The following is a 15,752-nucleotide window of genomic DNA, read 5'->3' as shown; positions in this document are numbered from 1 at the left end:
GCCCGCACGGTACAGTTACCGTATGGCCGCCTCACCGGTCTCCGCCGGCCCGCCGGCCGTCTTCGAGCCGTGGCGGCCCCATGGCTGGCTCCTCGCGTTCACCCTCGCCGGCGTCCTCGGCATCGTCATCGGGCTCGGCATCGCCCTCTTCGCGCCCCGCGGCGAGTTCGCGGGCGAGCGCTACCACCTCTGGCGCTGGCAGGCCGAAACCTTCGTGCCCACCCTCGCCCGCATCGCCGGCATCGGCCCCGAACCCGCCGAAGCCGCCAGCGACGAGGCCGTCCGCCGCTACTTCGCCCTCACCTCGCAGCTCCGCGCCGAAGCCGCGCAACCGAACCCCGACCTCGCCCTCATCGCCGCCCTCGAAAACGAGCGCGCCACTTACGAAAACGACGTCGAGCGCTTCGTCTCCAGCGCCCTGACGGAGGTCATCGCGACCGCCGGGCTCCAGCGTCCGCTCCCGCTCTTCACCGGCGTGACCATCACGTGGCCGCCGGTCGCGTTCGAGCTCACCAGCCCGCCGCGCCTGCTCGTCCGCTCCCCGCGCGACCGCATCGAGCGGGCCGGCGATACGCTCCTCCAGCCCGGCCTCACCCTCGCCGATATCGAGCGCATCGAGGCGCAGGCCGACACGGCCGATACCGTCTCGATCGTCGTCTCGCTCGGCGGGCTCGCCGCCTACCCTGCCATCGTCCGCGATGACCGGACCTACGCCAGCGTTCTCGAGACCGCCGCCCACGAATGGGTCCACCACTACCTCGCCTTCTACCCCCTCGGCCAGCAGTGGGGCAAAGGCGGCGACGCCGAGGTGCTGAACGAAACCGTCGCATCCATCGCCGGGCGCGAACTCGCCCGCCTCGTCATGCTCCGCCACCCCATCGACTTCCCGCCCGGCGAAGACGGCAGCGCGCCGCCCGCCGGCCGCAACCCGGACATCGATTTCGGCGCCGAGATGCGCAGCCTCCGCCTCGCCGTCGACGACCTCCTCGCGCAGGGCCGCGTCGCCGAAGCCGAGCAGCTGATGGAGCAAAAGCGGCAGGAGCTCGCCGCCAACGGCATCGTCATCCGCAAGATCAACCAGGCCTACTTCGCCTTCTACGGCACCTACGCGGATAGCCCCCAGTCCTCCAACCCCATCGGCCCGCTGTTCGAAACCCTCTGGGCGAAGACCAACGACGTCGGCGAGTTCCTCCGCCTCGCGCGCGGCATCACCAGCCGCGAGCAGCTCGAGCAGCTCGTCGCCGCGCTCGGGGGCGCACCGTGAGCCGCGCCGCCCGTCCGTGGCTTCTCGGCCTCGTCGCCTGGGCCGCCGTCATCTTCACCCTCTCCAGCTTCCCGAACCCGCCCGGCCCGCGCGTCACCGAGCCCCGCGCCGTCGTCGCCCACGTTGCCTTTTACGCCGTGCTCGGCTACCTCGCGGTCCGCTGGCTCGCCGCGTGGCGCGGCACCGCCGGCCTGCCGGTCGCAGCCGCCGCCTGGCTCCTCGCCGTCGCCTACGGCATCTCCGATGAGGTCCACCAGGCCTTCGTGCCGAACCGCCACGCCTCGGCGCTCGACGTGCTCGCCGATGCCGCCGGGGCTGCGCTGGGCGTCGCCCTCGGCACCCGGCATGCGGCGCGGCAGGTTCCCCGCCTCAGCCGAACAGCGGCCCCCCGGGATCCAGCACCGAACCGTCCAGCGCGATGACCGCCGGCCGCTCCTCGCAGTAGCCCTCGTTCTCGCACTTGTCGAACACGAACGCCCTGCGCTTCTTATCGAACTGGATCTTCCACGTGCCGATGACCGGGCTGCCCGGCCCCTCCTCCCGCGCCCGTTCGAGGATGGCGATCAGCGCGGCGATCTCTTCGCGTCCCATAGCGGCTCCCTTCGTGCGTTCCCCGAAAGCTTAGTCGCCGCCCGCCGGCCGCGGTAGCGTCTCCGCCTCGACGTCGATGGCGGGCGCGCCCGGCCGCAGCGGCACCGATGCCGCCCACGCGGCCCCGATGATCGCCAGCACGCCCGCCGCCATCACCCCCAGCGTCTCCCGCTCGCCAATCCGGTCCGCGAGCGCGCCGAAGGGATACGCCACCAGCCCGTTCACGCCCCACGCCAGCATCGTCAGCGACATCACCCGGCCGTGGTACGCCGGCTCCGCCTCCCGCATCACGATCGCGTTGTTCAGCACCTGGAACGCGCCCGTCCCCGCGCCGATCGCCAGCATCGCCAGCATCGCGACGGCGAAGTTCGGCGCCGCCGCCAGCAGGATGAGCGACAGCCCGAGGACGGCGCCGCCCGCCGCCATCAAGGTCCACGCATGCCGCGAACCGGCCGCGCCCGCCACCGCCAGCGACACGACGAAGCCGCTCGCTGCGCCCGCCGCCATCAGCAGCGCCATGTCCTTCGAGGAGCGCCCCAGCTCGTTCTCGAGGAACCCCGGCAGCACCACGAAATACGAAAACCCCGCCATGATCACGCCGATGAACGTCACCACCGCGAGCATCAGCCGCTTCCGCTCCCGGATGTGCCGCATCCCCAGCGCCATGTCCTGTCGGAACGACCGCCCGCCCCGCGCCACCGCCCGCGAGGGCGGCAGCATCGCAAGGCTCCCGATGACGAAGACGAACAGCCCCGCCATGAACAGGTAGGTGCCGCCCGTCCCGACGAACGACAGCCCGATCAGGCCCGCCGCGATGAACGGCCCGATGACCCGCGTCAGCGTCATCCCCACCTGCTGCAGCGCGATGCCGTTCGGCAGGTCCTTCGGCGGCAGCAGCTCGCCGATCCACGCCTGCCGCGCCGGCCCGATGAACGAGAACACCGCCCCCATCACGAGCGTCGAGAGCGCCAGCAGCGGGATCGTGATGAGGTCGAAGATGATGAGCAGGCCGACCGCCGCGAAGTTCAGCCCGATGATCGTCTGCCCGGCGAACAGCATCCGCCGCTTCGGAAACCGGTCGGCCACCACGCCGCCGAACGGCGACACGAGGATCGTCGCCAGCCCCATCCCGAGCGAGACGAACCCCACCGCCCCGTTCCGCCCGGTGAGGTCGAACGCCACCACCGCCTGCACCACCGACGACATCATGAACGCGAGGAACGCCAGCGACGTCCCGATCCAGAGCACCCGGTAGTCCCGGTACTCCAGCGCCTTGAACGTCCGCGCGAACCACGCCCCGACCATTCACCGCATCCTAACGGTATGGGGTCGGCCCTGCCACCCTTCGCGCTACACGAACCCGCGCAGCTGGATCGCCCGCGCCACCCGTTCGAGCCCGATGTCGAACGCCGCGTCCCGCGGCTGCGTGCCGTCCCGCGCCGCCCGCGTCATCAGCTCGTCGAACGTCGCCACCATCTTCTTCTCCAGCTCCTCGAGCACCCGCTCCAGCGGCCACCGGAACTGCTGGATGTTCTGCGTCCATTCGAAGTACGACACCGTCACGCCGCCCGCGTTCGCGAGGATGTCCGGCAGCACGAGCACCTTCCGCGCCCGCAGGATGGCATCGCCCTCCGGCGTCACCGGGTGGTTCGCCGCCTCCACCACCACCCGCGCCTTCACCCGGCCCGCGTTCTCGCCGGTGATTACCTCGCCGATCGCTGCCGGCACGAGGTAGTCGCAGTCCAGCTCCAGCAGCGCCTCGTTGGTGATCGGTTCCGCCGGTTCGAACCCCGCCACGCTGCCGGCCACCGAGAACCACCGGTCGAGCGCCGCCACGTCGATCCCGTCCGGGTTGTACACCCCGCCCTTCACGTCGCTCACGGCGATGACCTTGAAGCCCATCTCGCCCGCCACCCGCGCCGTCCAGCTGCCGACGTTGCCGTATCCCTGGATCGCGACCCGGATATCCTGCGGCGCGACCCGCTCCATCCGCGCCAGCTCCCGCATGCAGATCGCCACGCCGCGCCCCGTGGCCTGGTCCCGGCCGTAGCTGCCGCCCAGCTCCACCGGCTTCCCGGTCACGATGCCCGGCGTGTAGCCGTACCGCGCGCCGTAGGCGTCCATCATCCAGGCCATCGTCTGCTGGTTCGTCCCCATATCCGGCGCCGGGATGTCCCGGTTCACCCCCAGCACCATGCCGATGTGCTGCGTGTAGGTGCGCGTCAGCCGGTTCAGCTCCGTCTCGCTCATGTGCGTCGGGTCGCACATCACGCCGCCCTTCGCGCCCCCGAACGGCAAGTCCATCAGCGCGCACTTGTAGGTCATCAGCATCGCCAGCGCGCGCACCTCGTCGAGGTCCGCCTTCGGGTGGAAGCGCACCCCGCCCTTGTACGGCCCCCGCGCCCCGTTGTGCTGCACCCGGTAGCCCTCGAAGATCCGCAGCGTCCGGTCGTCCATCCGCACCGGCACCTGCGCGCGAACCTCCCGCCACGACGTGCGCAGCAGGTCCACCACCTCCGGCGGCGTGCGCAGGCGGTCGGCCGCCGCCAGCACCCCCTGCAGCACGGATTCCGTCGGCGAGACGGGCCGCGGTTCGCTCGTCGTGGTCATCGCGCTACACCTCCGAAAGCCAGCCTGCCGGCAAGCCTACACCCGCGCTGGCCTTGCCGCGCCCTCCGCGTCAAACTCTCCGCCATGGCCCGCGTCTTCATCACCCGCGCCATCCCCGGCCGCGCCGTCGAACAGCTCGAGGCCGCCGGCCACGCCGTCGAAACCTGGCCCGGCGACCTCCCCCCGCCGCCCGCCGAACTCGCCGCGGCGCTCGTCCGCAGCGACGCCGTCATGGCCATGGTCGTCGACCGCATCACGCCGGAGATGCTCGCCGCGGCGCCCCGCCTCCGCATCGTCGCCAACATGGCGGCCGGCTACGACAACGTCGACCCTGCCGCCGCCGCGGACCTCGGCGTCTGGGTCACGAACACCCCTGGCGTCCTGGCCGAGACGACCGCCGACCTCGCCTTCGGCCTCCTCCTCGCCGCCGCCCGCCGCATCGTCGAATCCGATCGCGACACCCGCGCCGGCGGCTGGAAGACCTGGTCGCCGACGGCCTTCCTCGGCACCGACGTCTTCGGCGCGACGCTCGGCATCGTCGGTCTCGGCGAAATCGGCGAGGCGGTCGCCCGCCGTGCGCGCGGCTTCAAGATGCGCATCCTCTATCACTCGCGCACCCGCAAGCCTGCCCTCGAAGCCGACCTCGGCCTCGAATACCGCCCCCTCCCGGAGCTGCTCGCCGAGTCGGACTTCGTGACGCTCCACACGCCGCTCACCCCGGAAACGCGCCACCTCATCGATGCCGCCGCCCTCGCCGCCATGAAGCCCGGCGCCATCCTCGTCAACACCGCCCGCGGCCAGGTCGTCGACCAGGACGCCCTCGTGGAGGCCCTTCGCACCGGCCGGCTCGGCGGCGCCGCGCTCGACGTCACCACCCCGGAGCCGCTCCCGCTCGACCACCCGCTCTCCACGTTCCCGAACGTCATCATCACGCCCCACATCGGCTCCGCCAGCCGCGCTACCCGCGCCCGCATGGCGGAGATGGCGGCGGCCAACATCCTCGCCGTCCTCGCCGGCCGCGAGCCCCCCAACCCCGTCAACCGGCCCGCGAACCCCCGTTCGTAACTTGACACAGGCCCGGCCGCGCAAGAAAAAAGAACCTTACGTAGCGTGCACGTTCGCAGCCGCGCTCCCGACCTTTCCCCGGGGTGCCCCTTGAGCAAATCCTCCAAGCCGCCCGGCAACCTCTGGCTTGCCGAAGAACTCTGGAAGCTGAACGCCATCGAATTCGGCGACTTCACCCTCGGCCGCACCGCCGTCCACTCCCCCATCTACATCAACCTCCGCCGCCTCATCTCCAACCCGAAGGCGCTCAAGAAGTGCGCGCGCATCATCAAAGAGGAGCTCGAAGCCCTCATGTCGATGCGCAACCCGCACGTCCAGCCGTTTACGCTCGTCGCGGGCGTGCCCTTCGGCGGCCTCCACGTCGCGACCGCCTTCTCCCTCCTCGTCAACACCCCGATGATCTACATCCACCCGCCCGGCACCGATAAGGCCGACGTCATCGAAGGCATCTTCGTCCGCGGCCAGAGCTGCCTCATCATCGATGACCTCATCACCGGCGGCGGCTCCATCCTCCAGACCGCGGCCACCCTCGAATCCGCCGGGCTCGTCGTCCGCGATGCCGTCACCCTCATCGACCGCCAGGAGGGCGGCAAACAGGCCCTCAAGGCCGCCGGCATCAACCTCGTCTCCATCCTCTCGCTCGAACAGATCGCGAACTACCTCATGTCCGAAGGCCACATCACCGAGGACCGGTACCGCGCCACGATGGAGTACCTCCGCTCCCGCAACGGCGGCTGACGCACGGGACGAAACGTCCCTGAGCGCCAACGCGCAGGGACATCCCACAGATGGCCCTTGACATTCGGGGGGGGGGGGACAGAATCCGGGAAAAAAAGTTCCCGGGTGTGCTCATGAAACGAGTTGGTGGAAACGTGGCATTGATTGCGTTCTTTTTGGCGGTGGCTTGGACCCACTGGGAGTCACCTGCCTCCGGGAGCCAATCCGCCATCGACATCATGCCCTCAGCTTGGCGGAGTGCGGGGACTGTTTACGACTACGGGCTTCATTTCGATGAGGGCGATCCTGGCCGCGGCGCCTATGACTACTCTCCGTCAGATGGTGGGAGCGTCTGGCTGCGCGGGATGGCGGCCACGTCACAGACCTATCCAGCCCGATACCGGTACTGGGCGGAGTCGGGCTGCGTCATTCGGGCGCGGCTCCAGCGCCTGGTTGGCGGAACGTGGGTCGACTACCCTGCCTACGACCTCCGGCTCGTTCACGTGACGAACGGTCCAAGCAGCCCGCAGTTCACGGTTGCCGTGTCCTCGGCTGGGCAATGGTTCTATAACGTCGTGGGGAACGTCTCCACCTGCGGAGGGGGAAGCGGGAGCCACTCCCATCTCTCGGCTCCGGTTGGTTCAGTCGCCGTTTCTCCGAAATCCAATGACACCTGCTGGTCGGACAATCCTACTGCGTGCTCCATTGGCAGCGTTCGCAAGCATAATCCCTTAAGCACGTGCCCGCCTGGAAATTGGAGCGGCTACGCCGCCGTCTCGGGCGCGGTCTCGCAGTATATTTGTGCGACTTGGATGCAGGCGCTCCGGAGTGTCGACCACCCGGCATTCCGAATTCAGTGACCGGCTGAGAAGCCGGGGGGTTGGGCGAGAGTGCACAAGAGGGAGAGCTACCCTTAGGAGGTTTTAGGAGGCATTAGTTCATGAGAACACGGCATCTACTTTCGTCGCTTCTTTTCGTCGCCGTCCTCGCCGCCGGCGTCCTTGCCGCCGTCGCCGTCATCCGTTCCGGGCCGTTCACCTCCGCCGGGGACCAGGATAGCGGGCCGGCGCCTACCCCCACCGTCGGCCTGCCCGCTGCCGGCGACCTTGCCGCCGCGCTCGCCGCGCTGCCTGCCGCCGGCCGTCTCGATGCCGCCATCGCCGCCGCGAAGGCCGGCGACCCCGCCGGCCTGCTCGCCGATGCCGCATTCCGCCCGGTCGAATGTCTGCCCGACGGCGTCCGCCAGGACCTCCACCTCCGCTGCAGCGCCCTCGGGGTGGCCCCGGGGACGCAGGTTCCCGTCATCATCGAACGCGAGGGCCGCGAGGTGCCGCGGACCCGCGACCAGGCGGCCGCCATCCTCGCCGGCCTCTTCCGCGGCGCCAACCCCCGCCCCGAGCTGCTCGCGGCCGACCGCGCCGGCCAAGTGCTCCTCTCCATCGCCACCGACCCGGTCCCCTACCCCGAGAGCGGCACCACGGTGAACGGCGTCCTCCTTTTCCTCACCGCCGAAGGCCGGGTGGCGGCCTTCTCCACCGTCACCCCGGACCACACCGTCCTCGACCGCATCCGCGATGACGCCGCCGCCGGCTGGGAGGTCCGCTGGGCCTCGCCCGAACTCGAAGCGCGCGAACGGGAGAAGCACGCCCGCCAGTCGGAGAGCTGAACCGCGCCTGTCCCCCGGTAAAGCCCGTCACCTTTTACCTTCCCCGGGCCATTCGTACAGTGAATCCCGCCGTGCGCGACCCCGGGGAAGGCCCCCATGAACCCACGCAGCCACGCGACCTGGCCGATGCCGACCTCGCGGCCCGCGCTGCCCGCCGCGACGCGGCCGCATGGGAAGCCCTCTTCGATGCCCACTACCGCCGCATCTACGCCTACCTTCGCTTCCGCCTCGCCAGCCCCGACGAAGCTGAAGACCTTGCCGCGCAGGTCTTCGAAACCGCGTACGCCCGCGCCGATGCCTTCGACTACCGCGGCGTCCCCATCGAAGCCTGGCTCCTCGGCATCGCCCGCAACCTCGCCCGCGACGTCATCAAGAAACGCATCCGCCGCGGCCCGACCGATGACCTCGAGGCCGCCGACCTCGCCGGCGCTCTCGCCGACGACGACCCGGCCCCCGCGATCCAGCTCCGCAGCGACCTCGCCGGCGCCCTCCAGTGCCTCACCGAGGACCAGCGCGAGGTCATCCGCCTCCGCTTCCTCCTCGACAAATCCGTCGCCGAGACGGCGCAGCTCATGGACCGCTCCGAAGACGCCGTCAAGAACCTGCAGCGCCGGGCGCTCGCAGCCCTCCACCGCGCCCTCGGCGGCGAAGCCTACCACGCGGGAGGCGGCGCATGACGCCTGACCGGCTCGACGACCTCCTCCAGCGCGCCCTCGAAAGCGGGACCATCCCGGATGACGCCGCGCCGGCCGAGCGCCCCGAACTCGAGCGCCTCCTCGCTGCCCGCGCGGACATCGCGGCGGTCCGCGCCGGCATCGATGCCGAAGCCGCGAACGCGCTTCCCGCTGCCCGCGCCCGCTTCCAGCGCTACCTCGCCGCCCAGCGCCCGGCTCCCGTCGAGGTCCGCGCGGTCGCCTCGCGGCCCGGGCGCTTCGAGCGCCTCTTCGGCGGCCGGCGCCTCTCGCTCGCGGGCTCCCTGGCCGCCGTCCTGATCGTGGCCGCCGTCGCCCTCTTCGTCTCCCGGCCGTTCCAGGGCGCGCAGCAGGTCCAGGCCCTCGGCGTCGATGACTACGTCCAGCTCACCGGCACCGTCGCCGCCGCTGACGCCTCCGGCATCACCATCGAAACCGCCGAGTTCGGCCGCGTCGCCGTCGCCGCGTCCGGTGCGACCTTCCTCGACGCCGCCGGGGCCGTCATGGACCGGCCGCCGCGGCCCGGCGAAGCCGTCTCCGTCGCCGGCTTCGTCCGCGACGCCCGCCAGGGCCGCCTCGCCATCGACGGCCAGACCGTCGCCCTCGCCGCTGCCCTCCCCGGCGGCGACGGCCGCCCGCTCGAACGCCTCGCCGCGCCCGCCCAGGGCACGGTCACCCTCGTCGCCATCGACCGCGACGGGAAGGAAGGGCGCGCCGTCATCCTCCTCCCCGACGGCCGCCGCGCCCTCGTCGACGTCGACGTCGACTCGCTCGGACAGCTCCTCGCCGCGACCGGCTCCCCGCTCGGCAGCAAAGTCACGATCGACCAGCCCGGCGGCCGGCTCCTCGAGATGCGCCTCGACATGCGGCCCGGCAGCCATGACGGCGACGGCGACGGCGACGGCGATGGACACCACCGTGACGGGCCGCCGCTCGTCCGCCTCACCGGTACGCTGCAGGACGTCACTCCGACCGGCTTCACGCTCCAGACCGCCGACGGCCCCGTGCAGGTCGTCCGCCGCCCGCGCCTGAAATTCCTGCCCGGCGAAAGCGGCCTCAGCATGGCCGATATCCGCGCCGGCGCCTCGTTCGAAGGCTACTCCGCCACCGTCGCCGGCGGCTTCGACCCCCGCACCGGCGCGTTCATCGCCGAGCTCGTCGTCCTCGGCCCGAAACCCTGACGCCCCTGCCTGCGGCTTGAGCGTCACGCACCCGTGGCGCACCCTGAGCGCATCACACCCCGCAGGCAGAGCGATTCCGCATGACCACCCCCGCCAACACGCGCCGCTGGCTCATCACCGGCGGCACCGGCTTCCTCGGCTCCCACGTCGCCCGCCGCCTCCTCGACGACGGCATCCATCCCGTCCTCTTCGACATCGCACCCCTTCCGCCCGATGACGCCGACATCGCCGACCGCGTCACCTTCATCCAGGGCGACGTCCAGGACCGCGACGCCATCCGACGCGCGCTCGAGGGTGCCGAAGCCGTCATCCACGCCGCCGCCGCCCTCCCCATCCAGGTCTCGAAGCGGAAGATTTACGCCACCAACGTCCGCGGCACCCGCTACGTCCTCCACGAAGCCTGGAAGGCCGGCATCCCTCGCGTCGTCTTCATCTCCTCCACCGCCGTCTACGGCGTCCCGAAGGTCCACCCGATCGACGAAACCTCGCCGCTCCACCCGCTCGGCCACTACGGCTCCTCCAAAGTCGTCGGCGAGCAGCTCTGCCGCGAGTACCAGGAGCGCGGCCTCCAGGTCAACATCATCCGCCCCAAGACGTTCCTCGGCACTGGGCGCCTCGGCGTCTTCGAAATCCTCTTCGAATGGATCGCCGAGGGCCGCCGCATCCCGCTTCTCGGCGACGGCACCAACCACTACCAGCTGCTCGAAGTCACCGACCTCGTCGACGCCATCGTCCGCGCCGCCACGAACCCCGACGTCGTCAACGAAACGATGAACGTCGGCGCCGACCGTTTCCAGACCCTGAACGAGGACATGCAGGCCCTCTTCGACCATGCCGGCTCCGGCTCCCGCCTCTGGCACCTGCCCGCCCGGCCCGGCGAGGCCGCCCTGCGCGTGCTCGAACTCCTCCGCCTTTCGCCGCTCGCCGCCTGGCACTACGGCACGATGTGGCGCGACTCCTACGTCGAAGTCGACAAGGCGAAGCGGCTCCTCGGCTGGCAGCCGAAGTACTCCAACGCCGAAGCCCTCATCCGCGCCTGGGACTGGTACGTCGAGAACAGGGGCCGCTACGACACCGGCGTCACGCACCGCGTCGCCTGGCAGAAGGGCGCGCTCGCCATCCTCCGCCGAATCAGCTGAACCGCGCCGGCCGGCAGGCCGCTCCTAGGGAAGCCGGAGCTGCTGGCCCACCGCCAGCCGCGTGCAGTCGTCTTCGGTCAGGTTGTTCGCCTGCAGCAGCTGCTGGAGGCTGACCCCGTTCGCCTGCGCGATCGAGAAGCAGGTGTCGCCTTCCGCCACCGTGTAGGTCCGCCCCCCGGTGCCGCCCGGTGTCGGCGTCCCCGCGCCCGGCGTCCGCGTCCCGTTCGCCGGGGTGCCCGTGCGCGGCGTGCCGGGCGGCTGGGTGCCCGGCTGCTGCGTCGGCGGCGTCGGCGTCCCGCTCGCGGCCTGCGCCGTCTGGGTCCGGTTCAGCGCGTCCCGCGTCGCCACCGCATCAGCCGGCGAAATCGTGCCGCCGCCGCCGTCATCCACCACCCGCTGGATGATGAACGCCAGTGCGACGACGACGATGGCGAGCGCGAACAGCCCGATGGTCGCCACCGGCAGGCTGATGCCGCCCGGCCGCGGCCGCGGGCCGAGCGTCCCCGGCGACGGCCGCCGGGGCGGCCGCGGGGTTGCCGCCGGCCCCTGGCCGAACGGCCGCCGCGGCGCTGTGCGCGGCCCCGGCACGGCGCCGGCCGCCGCCGGCTGTTGCGCAGCCGGCGCGCCCCGGCCGGGGATGCCTTCGCCCATATACACCGGGCAGGTCACGTGGTTCGCGCCGAGGCAGTAGCTCTCCTGGTGCGGCAGCGCGATCCGGGTCGGGGTCTCCAGCCGGTAGCAGCGGTGCGCTTCGGTGGCGTACGTCGCGTGCGAATCCGCATCGTCCGCCAGCCCGAGGTACGGGCACACCTGCGAATACTCTTCCTGCGTCACGCCCTCTCCTGTCCCCCGGGGGCTATCCCACCACCGGGCCCCATCCTACCAGCAAACCGCAATAGGGAAACCGGAACGGAGAAGGTGCGGTCAGGCCCTCCCCCTGCCTGACGCGTGCGCTCTTGGGGGTGGGGGCGCCCCTTGCGGAGCGCCCCCGTGCGACGGGGAGGACATTGTCGCCTGGCGTCCTTTGGTCAGGAGGCCGCCTACCTCCAAGGACGGCAGTCCCCTCGGCGCCGCTCAGGGACCATTCCCGAACGGTTGAGTGGCCAGTTGGGGACGCCTGTCATATCCTCGATGAAGGCGGCGAAAGACCCGCGGCCCCGCCGCCCCGCGGCTTCCCACCCCGCGCGCCACGGGTTGACAGCATCCCGTGCTGTGCTAGTCTTCTCCCTTGGCGCTTATTGACTGGCGAACCTTCTGAGTTTGCACAGGTCGCGAAGCTGCGTGCTTGAAGACGGCTCTGCGCACGGGTAACCAGCGCGGAGCGCTGTTCACGAACAGGCTTTTCGGCCTGTTTTCGTGCCCAAAATCCAACCGGCCCCCGGGCCACGCCGCAGGCGCCCGCCGGCGCCGCCAAACGCTGAAACGCAGGGGAAGCAGGAATGCCGACCATCAACCAGCTCGTTCGCAAAGGGCGAACCAAGAAGTCGAAGAAGTCGGGCGCGCCTGCCCTGCTCTTCAGCTTCAATTCGAACACCGGCAAGCTCACCAGGGCCGTCGGCCGCGGCAACCCCCAGAAGCGCGGCGTCTGCACGCAGGTCCGCACCCAGACGCCGAAAAAGCCGAACTCCGCGCTCCGCAAGGTCGCCCGCGTCCGCCTCGTCAACGGCATCGAAGTCACCGCCTACATCCCCGGCGAAGGCCACAACCTCCAGGAACACTCTGTCGTCCTCGTCCGCGGCGGCCGCGTCAAGGACCTCCCCGGCGTCCGCTACCACATCGTCCGCGGCGCCCTCGATGCGACCGGCGTCAACAACCGCAAGCAGGGCCGCTCGAAGTACGGCACCCGCAAGAACGCCCAGCCCGTGGCCGCCGGCCGCAAGCGCTAACCACCAGGGTCAGAAGAACTCAGGAGTCCGCCCATGGCCCGACGCACCAAGCCCGAGAAACGCCCCATCCCGCCGGATGCCCGCTACGGGAACGTCCACGTCCAGATCTTCATCAACAAGATCATGCGGCGGGGCAAGAAGAGCGTCGCCGAGAAGGTCGTCTACGGCGCATTCGACCGCATCCAGGCGCAGACCGGCCGCGACCCGCTGGACGTCTTCCAGCAGGCCATCCGCCAGGCCACGCCCGTCCTCGAAGTCAAGCCCCGCCGCGTCGGCGGCGCCACCTACCAGGTCCCGGTCGAAATTCGCCCCGACCGGCGGCTCGCCCTCTCCATGCGCTGGATTCTCAACGCCGCCCGCAACCGCAACGGCCGCTCCATGAGCGAAAAGCTCGCCGCCGAGCTCCTCGATGCTGCCAACGGCACGGGCGCCGCGATCAAACGCCGCGACGATACTCACCGGATGGCGGAGGCCAACCGCGCCTTCGTCCACTACCGCTGGTAAGCCAGGAGTCCCATGCCCCGCAACGCCGACCTCGAACGCATCCGGAACATCGGGATCATCGCCCACATCGACGCGGGCAAGACCACCGTGTCCGAGCGCATCCTCTTCTACACGGGCAAGACCTACAAGCTCGGCGAAGTCCATGAAGGCGCCGCCACCATGGACTGGATGGAGCAGGAGCGCGAACGCGGCATCACCATCACCGCCGCCGCCACCACCTGCGAGTGGAACGGCCACCAGATCAACCTCATCGATACCCCCGGCCACGTCGACTTCACCGCCGAGGTCGAACGCTCCCTCCGCGTCCTCGACGGCGGCGTCGTCGTCTTCGATGCCGTCGCCGGCGTCGAACCCCAGTCCGAAACCGTCTGGCGCCAGGCCGACCGCTACGGCGTTCCCCGCATCGCCTTCGTCAACAAGATGGACCGCGTCGGTGCCGACTTCTGGCGCACGGTCGAGATGATGAAGGACCGCCTCGGCGCCAACCCCGTTCCCCTCCAGATCCCTGTCGGCGCCGAAGCCGATTTCGACGGCTGCATCGACCTCGTCGAAATGTGCTGGTGGTGGTTCGGCGGCGAGAAGGGCGATAAGCCCGAGCGTCGCGAGATCCCGGCCCACCTCCGCGAGGCCGCCGAGAAGGCCCGCGAGCAGCTCATCGAAGGCATCGGCAACGTCGACGACCAGATCGCCATCGCCTACCTCGAAGGCCACGAGATCGGCGTCCACGAGCTGAAGACGGCGATCCGGCGGGCGACCCTCCACAGCCTCGCCCACCCCGTCCTCTGCGGCTCAGCGCTCAAGAACAAGGGCGTCCAGCTCATGCTCGACGCCGTCGTCGACTACCTCCCCAGCCCCGTCGATATCCCGCCGGTCAAGGGCGTCGACCCGAAGAACGGCGGCGAAGTCGTCCGCCACGCCTCCGACGACGAACCGCTGGCAGCCATCGCCTTCAAGATCGTCTCCGACCCCTACGTCGGCCGCCTCGCCTACATCCGTGTCTACTCCGGCGTCCTCAAGGCCGGCGAGACCGTCCTCAACTCGACCAAGCAGGAGCGCGAGCGCATCGGCCGCCTCCTCCAGATGCACGCCAACCAGCGCGAAGAGATCACCGAGATGGGCGCGGGCGGCATCTGCGCCGCCGTCGGCCTGAAGCAGACCTTCACCGGCGACACCCTCTGCGCACCGGACCACCCGATCATCCTCGAGAGCATCCAGTTCCCCGAGCCGGTCATCCGCGTCGCCCTCGAGCCGAAGAGCAAGGAAGACCAGGACAAGCTCGCCACTGCCCTTTCGAAGATGGCCGAGGAAGACCCCACCTTCCACTGGACCTTCGATGAGGAAGCCGGCCAGACCATCATCTCCGGCATGGGCGAGCTCCACCTCGAAGTCATCGTCGACCGCATGAAGCGGGAGCACAAAGTCGAAGCCAACGTCGGCCGGCCGCAGGTTTCGTACCGTGAAGCCATCACCCGCCCGGCCAAGGCCGAGGGCCGCTTCGTCCGCCAGTCCGGCGGCCGCGGCCAGTACGGCGTCGTCGAGCTCGAAATCGAGCCGCTCGAGCGCGGCCAGGGCTTCGTTTTCGAAAACCGCATCGTCGGCGGCGCCGTGCCGAAGGAGTACATCCCCGCCGTCCAGCAGGGCGTCAAGGAAGCCCTCGAAGGCGGCGTCGTCGCCGGCTACCCGGTGCTCGATGTCAAAGTCGCCCTCGTCGACGGCTCCTACCACCCCGTCGACTCCTCCGAAATGGCCTTCAAGAACGCCGGCTCCATCGGCGTCAAGGAGGCCATCAAGAAGGCCGGCCCCATCCTCCTCGAGCCGATCATGAAGGTCGAAGTCCGCTGCCCCGAGGAGTACTTCGGCGCCGTCGTCGGCGACATCAACGCCCGCCGCGGCATGATCCTCGGCTCCGAATCGATGGGGAAGACCCAGATCGTCCACGCCATGGTCCCGCTCGCCGAGACCTTCGGCTACTCCACCGAACTCCGCTCGCTTACCCAGGGGCGCGCGAGCTACTCCATGGAGTTCGACCACTACGAGGAAGTTCCCAAGAACATCGCGGCCACGCTCACCAAGCAGGCCGTCGGCTAAACCCCACCATCACCGCCCACCCGGGCAAGCACGAAAGGAAGCATCACCATGGCGAAGGCGAAGTTTGAGAGGACGAAACCGCACGTCAACGTTGGGACGATTGGGCACGTGGACCACGGGAAGACGTCGTTGACGGCGGCGATCACGAAGGTGCTGGCGCTGAAGGGCGAAGCGGAGTACCGGCCGTTCGATTCGATCGACAACGCGCCGGAGGAGCGCGCGCGCGGCATCACGATTGCGATTGCGCACGTGGAGTACGAGACGGAGAAGCGCCACTACGCGCACGTGGACTGCCCGGGCCATGCGGACTACATCAAGAACATGATCACGGGGGCGGCCCAGATGGACG

16 protein-coding genes are annotated in these 15,752 nt (G+C 70.1%); 12 read left to right on the top strand and 4 right to left on the bottom strand.

Annotation, left to right across the window (positions count from 1 at the left end; all coding sequences use genetic code 11):
• Positions 1–22: 22 nt before the first annotated feature.
• Both N2041_RS01445 and N2041_RS01440 read left to right on the top strand, forming a co-directional pair.
• Positions 23–1,264 carry a hypothetical protein gene (locus tag N2041_RS01445; RefSeq protein ID WP_297675095.1) on the top strand — a complete coding sequence of 414 codons (1,242 nt, stop codon included), beginning with the start codon at positions 23–25 and terminating at the stop codon, positions 1,262–1,264.
• Complete coding sequence (locus N2041_RS01440) at positions 1,261–1,686, top strand: VanZ family protein (RefSeq protein WP_297675093.1); 426 nt, start codon at positions 1,261–1,263, stop codon at positions 1,684–1,686. The genes N2041_RS01445 and N2041_RS01440 overlap by 4 nt, the downstream gene beginning before the upstream one ends.
• On the opposite strand, the gene N2041_RS01435 is transcribed toward N2041_RS01440, so the two are convergent.
• From N2041_RS01435 to N2041_RS01425, 3 genes are read right to left on the bottom strand one after another with little or no spacing between them, the layout of a single operon-like run.
• On the bottom strand, positions 1,634–1,855 hold the full coding sequence (locus tag N2041_RS01435) for a hypothetical protein (RefSeq protein ID WP_297675091.1): 222 nt from the start codon (positions 1,853–1,855) through the stop codon (positions 1,634–1,636). The two genes, N2041_RS01440 and N2041_RS01435, sit on opposite strands and share 53 nt — an antisense overlap.
• A 30-nt stretch (positions 1,856–1,885) precedes the next feature.
• Positions 1,886–3,160, bottom strand: coding sequence for an MFS transporter (locus tag N2041_RS01430; protein ID WP_297675089.1), 1,275 nt, complete (start codon positions 3,158–3,160; stop codon positions 1,886–1,888).
• A gap of 45 nt (positions 3,161–3,205) precedes the next feature.
• Positions 3,206–4,465: a Glu/Leu/Phe/Val dehydrogenase dimerization domain-containing protein gene (locus tag N2041_RS01425; protein WP_297675087.1), complete on the bottom strand. Its 1,260-nt coding sequence runs from the start codon at positions 4,463–4,465 to the stop codon at positions 3,206–3,208.
• An 84-nt stretch (positions 4,466–4,549) separates the two neighbouring features.
• Between N2041_RS01425 and N2041_RS01420 the strand changes: the two genes are divergently transcribed.
• The 6 genes from N2041_RS01420 to N2041_RS01395 all read left to right on the top strand — a co-directional run bounded on the left by N2041_RS01420 (position 4,550) and on the right by N2041_RS01395 (position 10,925).
• Positions 4,550–5,530, top strand: coding sequence for a D-glycerate dehydrogenase (locus tag N2041_RS01420; RefSeq protein ID WP_297675085.1), 981 nt, complete (start codon positions 4,550–4,552; stop codon positions 5,528–5,530).
• A 90-nt stretch (positions 5,531–5,620) separates the two neighbouring features.
• Entirely contained in the window at positions 5,621–6,268 is a 648-nt protein-coding gene (locus tag N2041_RS01415; RefSeq protein ID WP_297675083.1) for an orotate phosphoribosyltransferase, read from the top strand.
• 919 nt (positions 6,269–7,187) lie between these two features.
• Positions 7,188–7,913, top strand: coding sequence for a hypothetical protein (locus tag N2041_RS01410; protein ID WP_297675081.1), 726 nt, complete (start codon positions 7,188–7,190; stop codon positions 7,911–7,913).
• Between the two features lie 71 nt (positions 7,914–7,984).
• Positions 7,985–8,590, top strand: coding sequence for a sigma-70 family RNA polymerase sigma factor (locus N2041_RS01405; RefSeq protein WP_297675079.1), 606 nt, complete (start codon positions 7,985–7,987; stop codon positions 8,588–8,590).
• Entirely contained in the window at positions 8,587–9,786 is a 1,200-nt protein-coding gene (locus tag N2041_RS01400; protein ID WP_297675077.1) for a hypothetical protein, read from the top strand. Before N2041_RS01405 ends, N2041_RS01400 begins: the two co-directional genes overlap by 4 nt.
• Before the next feature lie 80 nt (positions 9,787–9,866).
• Positions 9,867–10,925, top strand: coding sequence for an NAD(P)-dependent oxidoreductase (locus N2041_RS01395; protein ID WP_297675075.1), 1,059 nt, complete (start codon positions 9,867–9,869; stop codon positions 10,923–10,925).
• Positions 10,926–10,949: 24 nt separating this feature from the next.
• Here N2041_RS01395 and N2041_RS01390 read toward each other — a convergent pair whose 3' ends face one another.
• Complete coding sequence (locus N2041_RS01390) at positions 10,950–11,759, bottom strand: LysM peptidoglycan-binding domain-containing protein (RefSeq protein WP_297675073.1); 810 nt, start codon at positions 11,757–11,759, stop codon at positions 10,950–10,952.
• Between the two features lie 605 nt (positions 11,760–12,364).
• Between N2041_RS01390 and rpsL the strand changes: the two genes are divergently transcribed.
• The 4 genes from rpsL to N2041_RS01370 all read left to right on the top strand — a co-directional run.
• Entirely contained in the window at positions 12,365–12,811 is a 447-nt protein-coding gene (gene rpsL, locus N2041_RS01385; RefSeq protein WP_297675071.1) for a 30S ribosomal protein S12, read from the top strand.
• Between the two features lie 33 nt (positions 12,812–12,844).
• Positions 12,845–13,315: a 30S ribosomal protein S7 gene (gene rpsG, locus N2041_RS01380; protein ID WP_297675069.1), complete on the top strand. Its 471-nt coding sequence runs from the start codon at positions 12,845–12,847 to the stop codon at positions 13,313–13,315.
• A gap of 12 nt (positions 13,316–13,327) precedes the next feature.
• Entirely contained in the window at positions 13,328–15,403 is a 2,076-nt protein-coding gene (gene fusA, locus N2041_RS01375; protein WP_297675067.1) for an elongation factor G, read from the top strand.
• A gap of 48 nt (positions 15,404–15,451) precedes the next feature.
• Positions 15,452–15,752 (top strand): GTP-binding protein (locus N2041_RS01370; protein ID WP_297675065.1); only part of this gene is annotated, 301 nt, incomplete at its 3' end.

This window comes from Tepidiforma sp. (assembly GCF_026419595.1).
Lineage (GTDB): Bacteria > Chloroflexota > Dehalococcoidia > Tepidiformales > Tepidiformaceae > Tepidiforma.
Note: the sequence above shows the minus strand (reverse complement) of the source record. Positions and strands in the feature narration are given on the sequence as shown.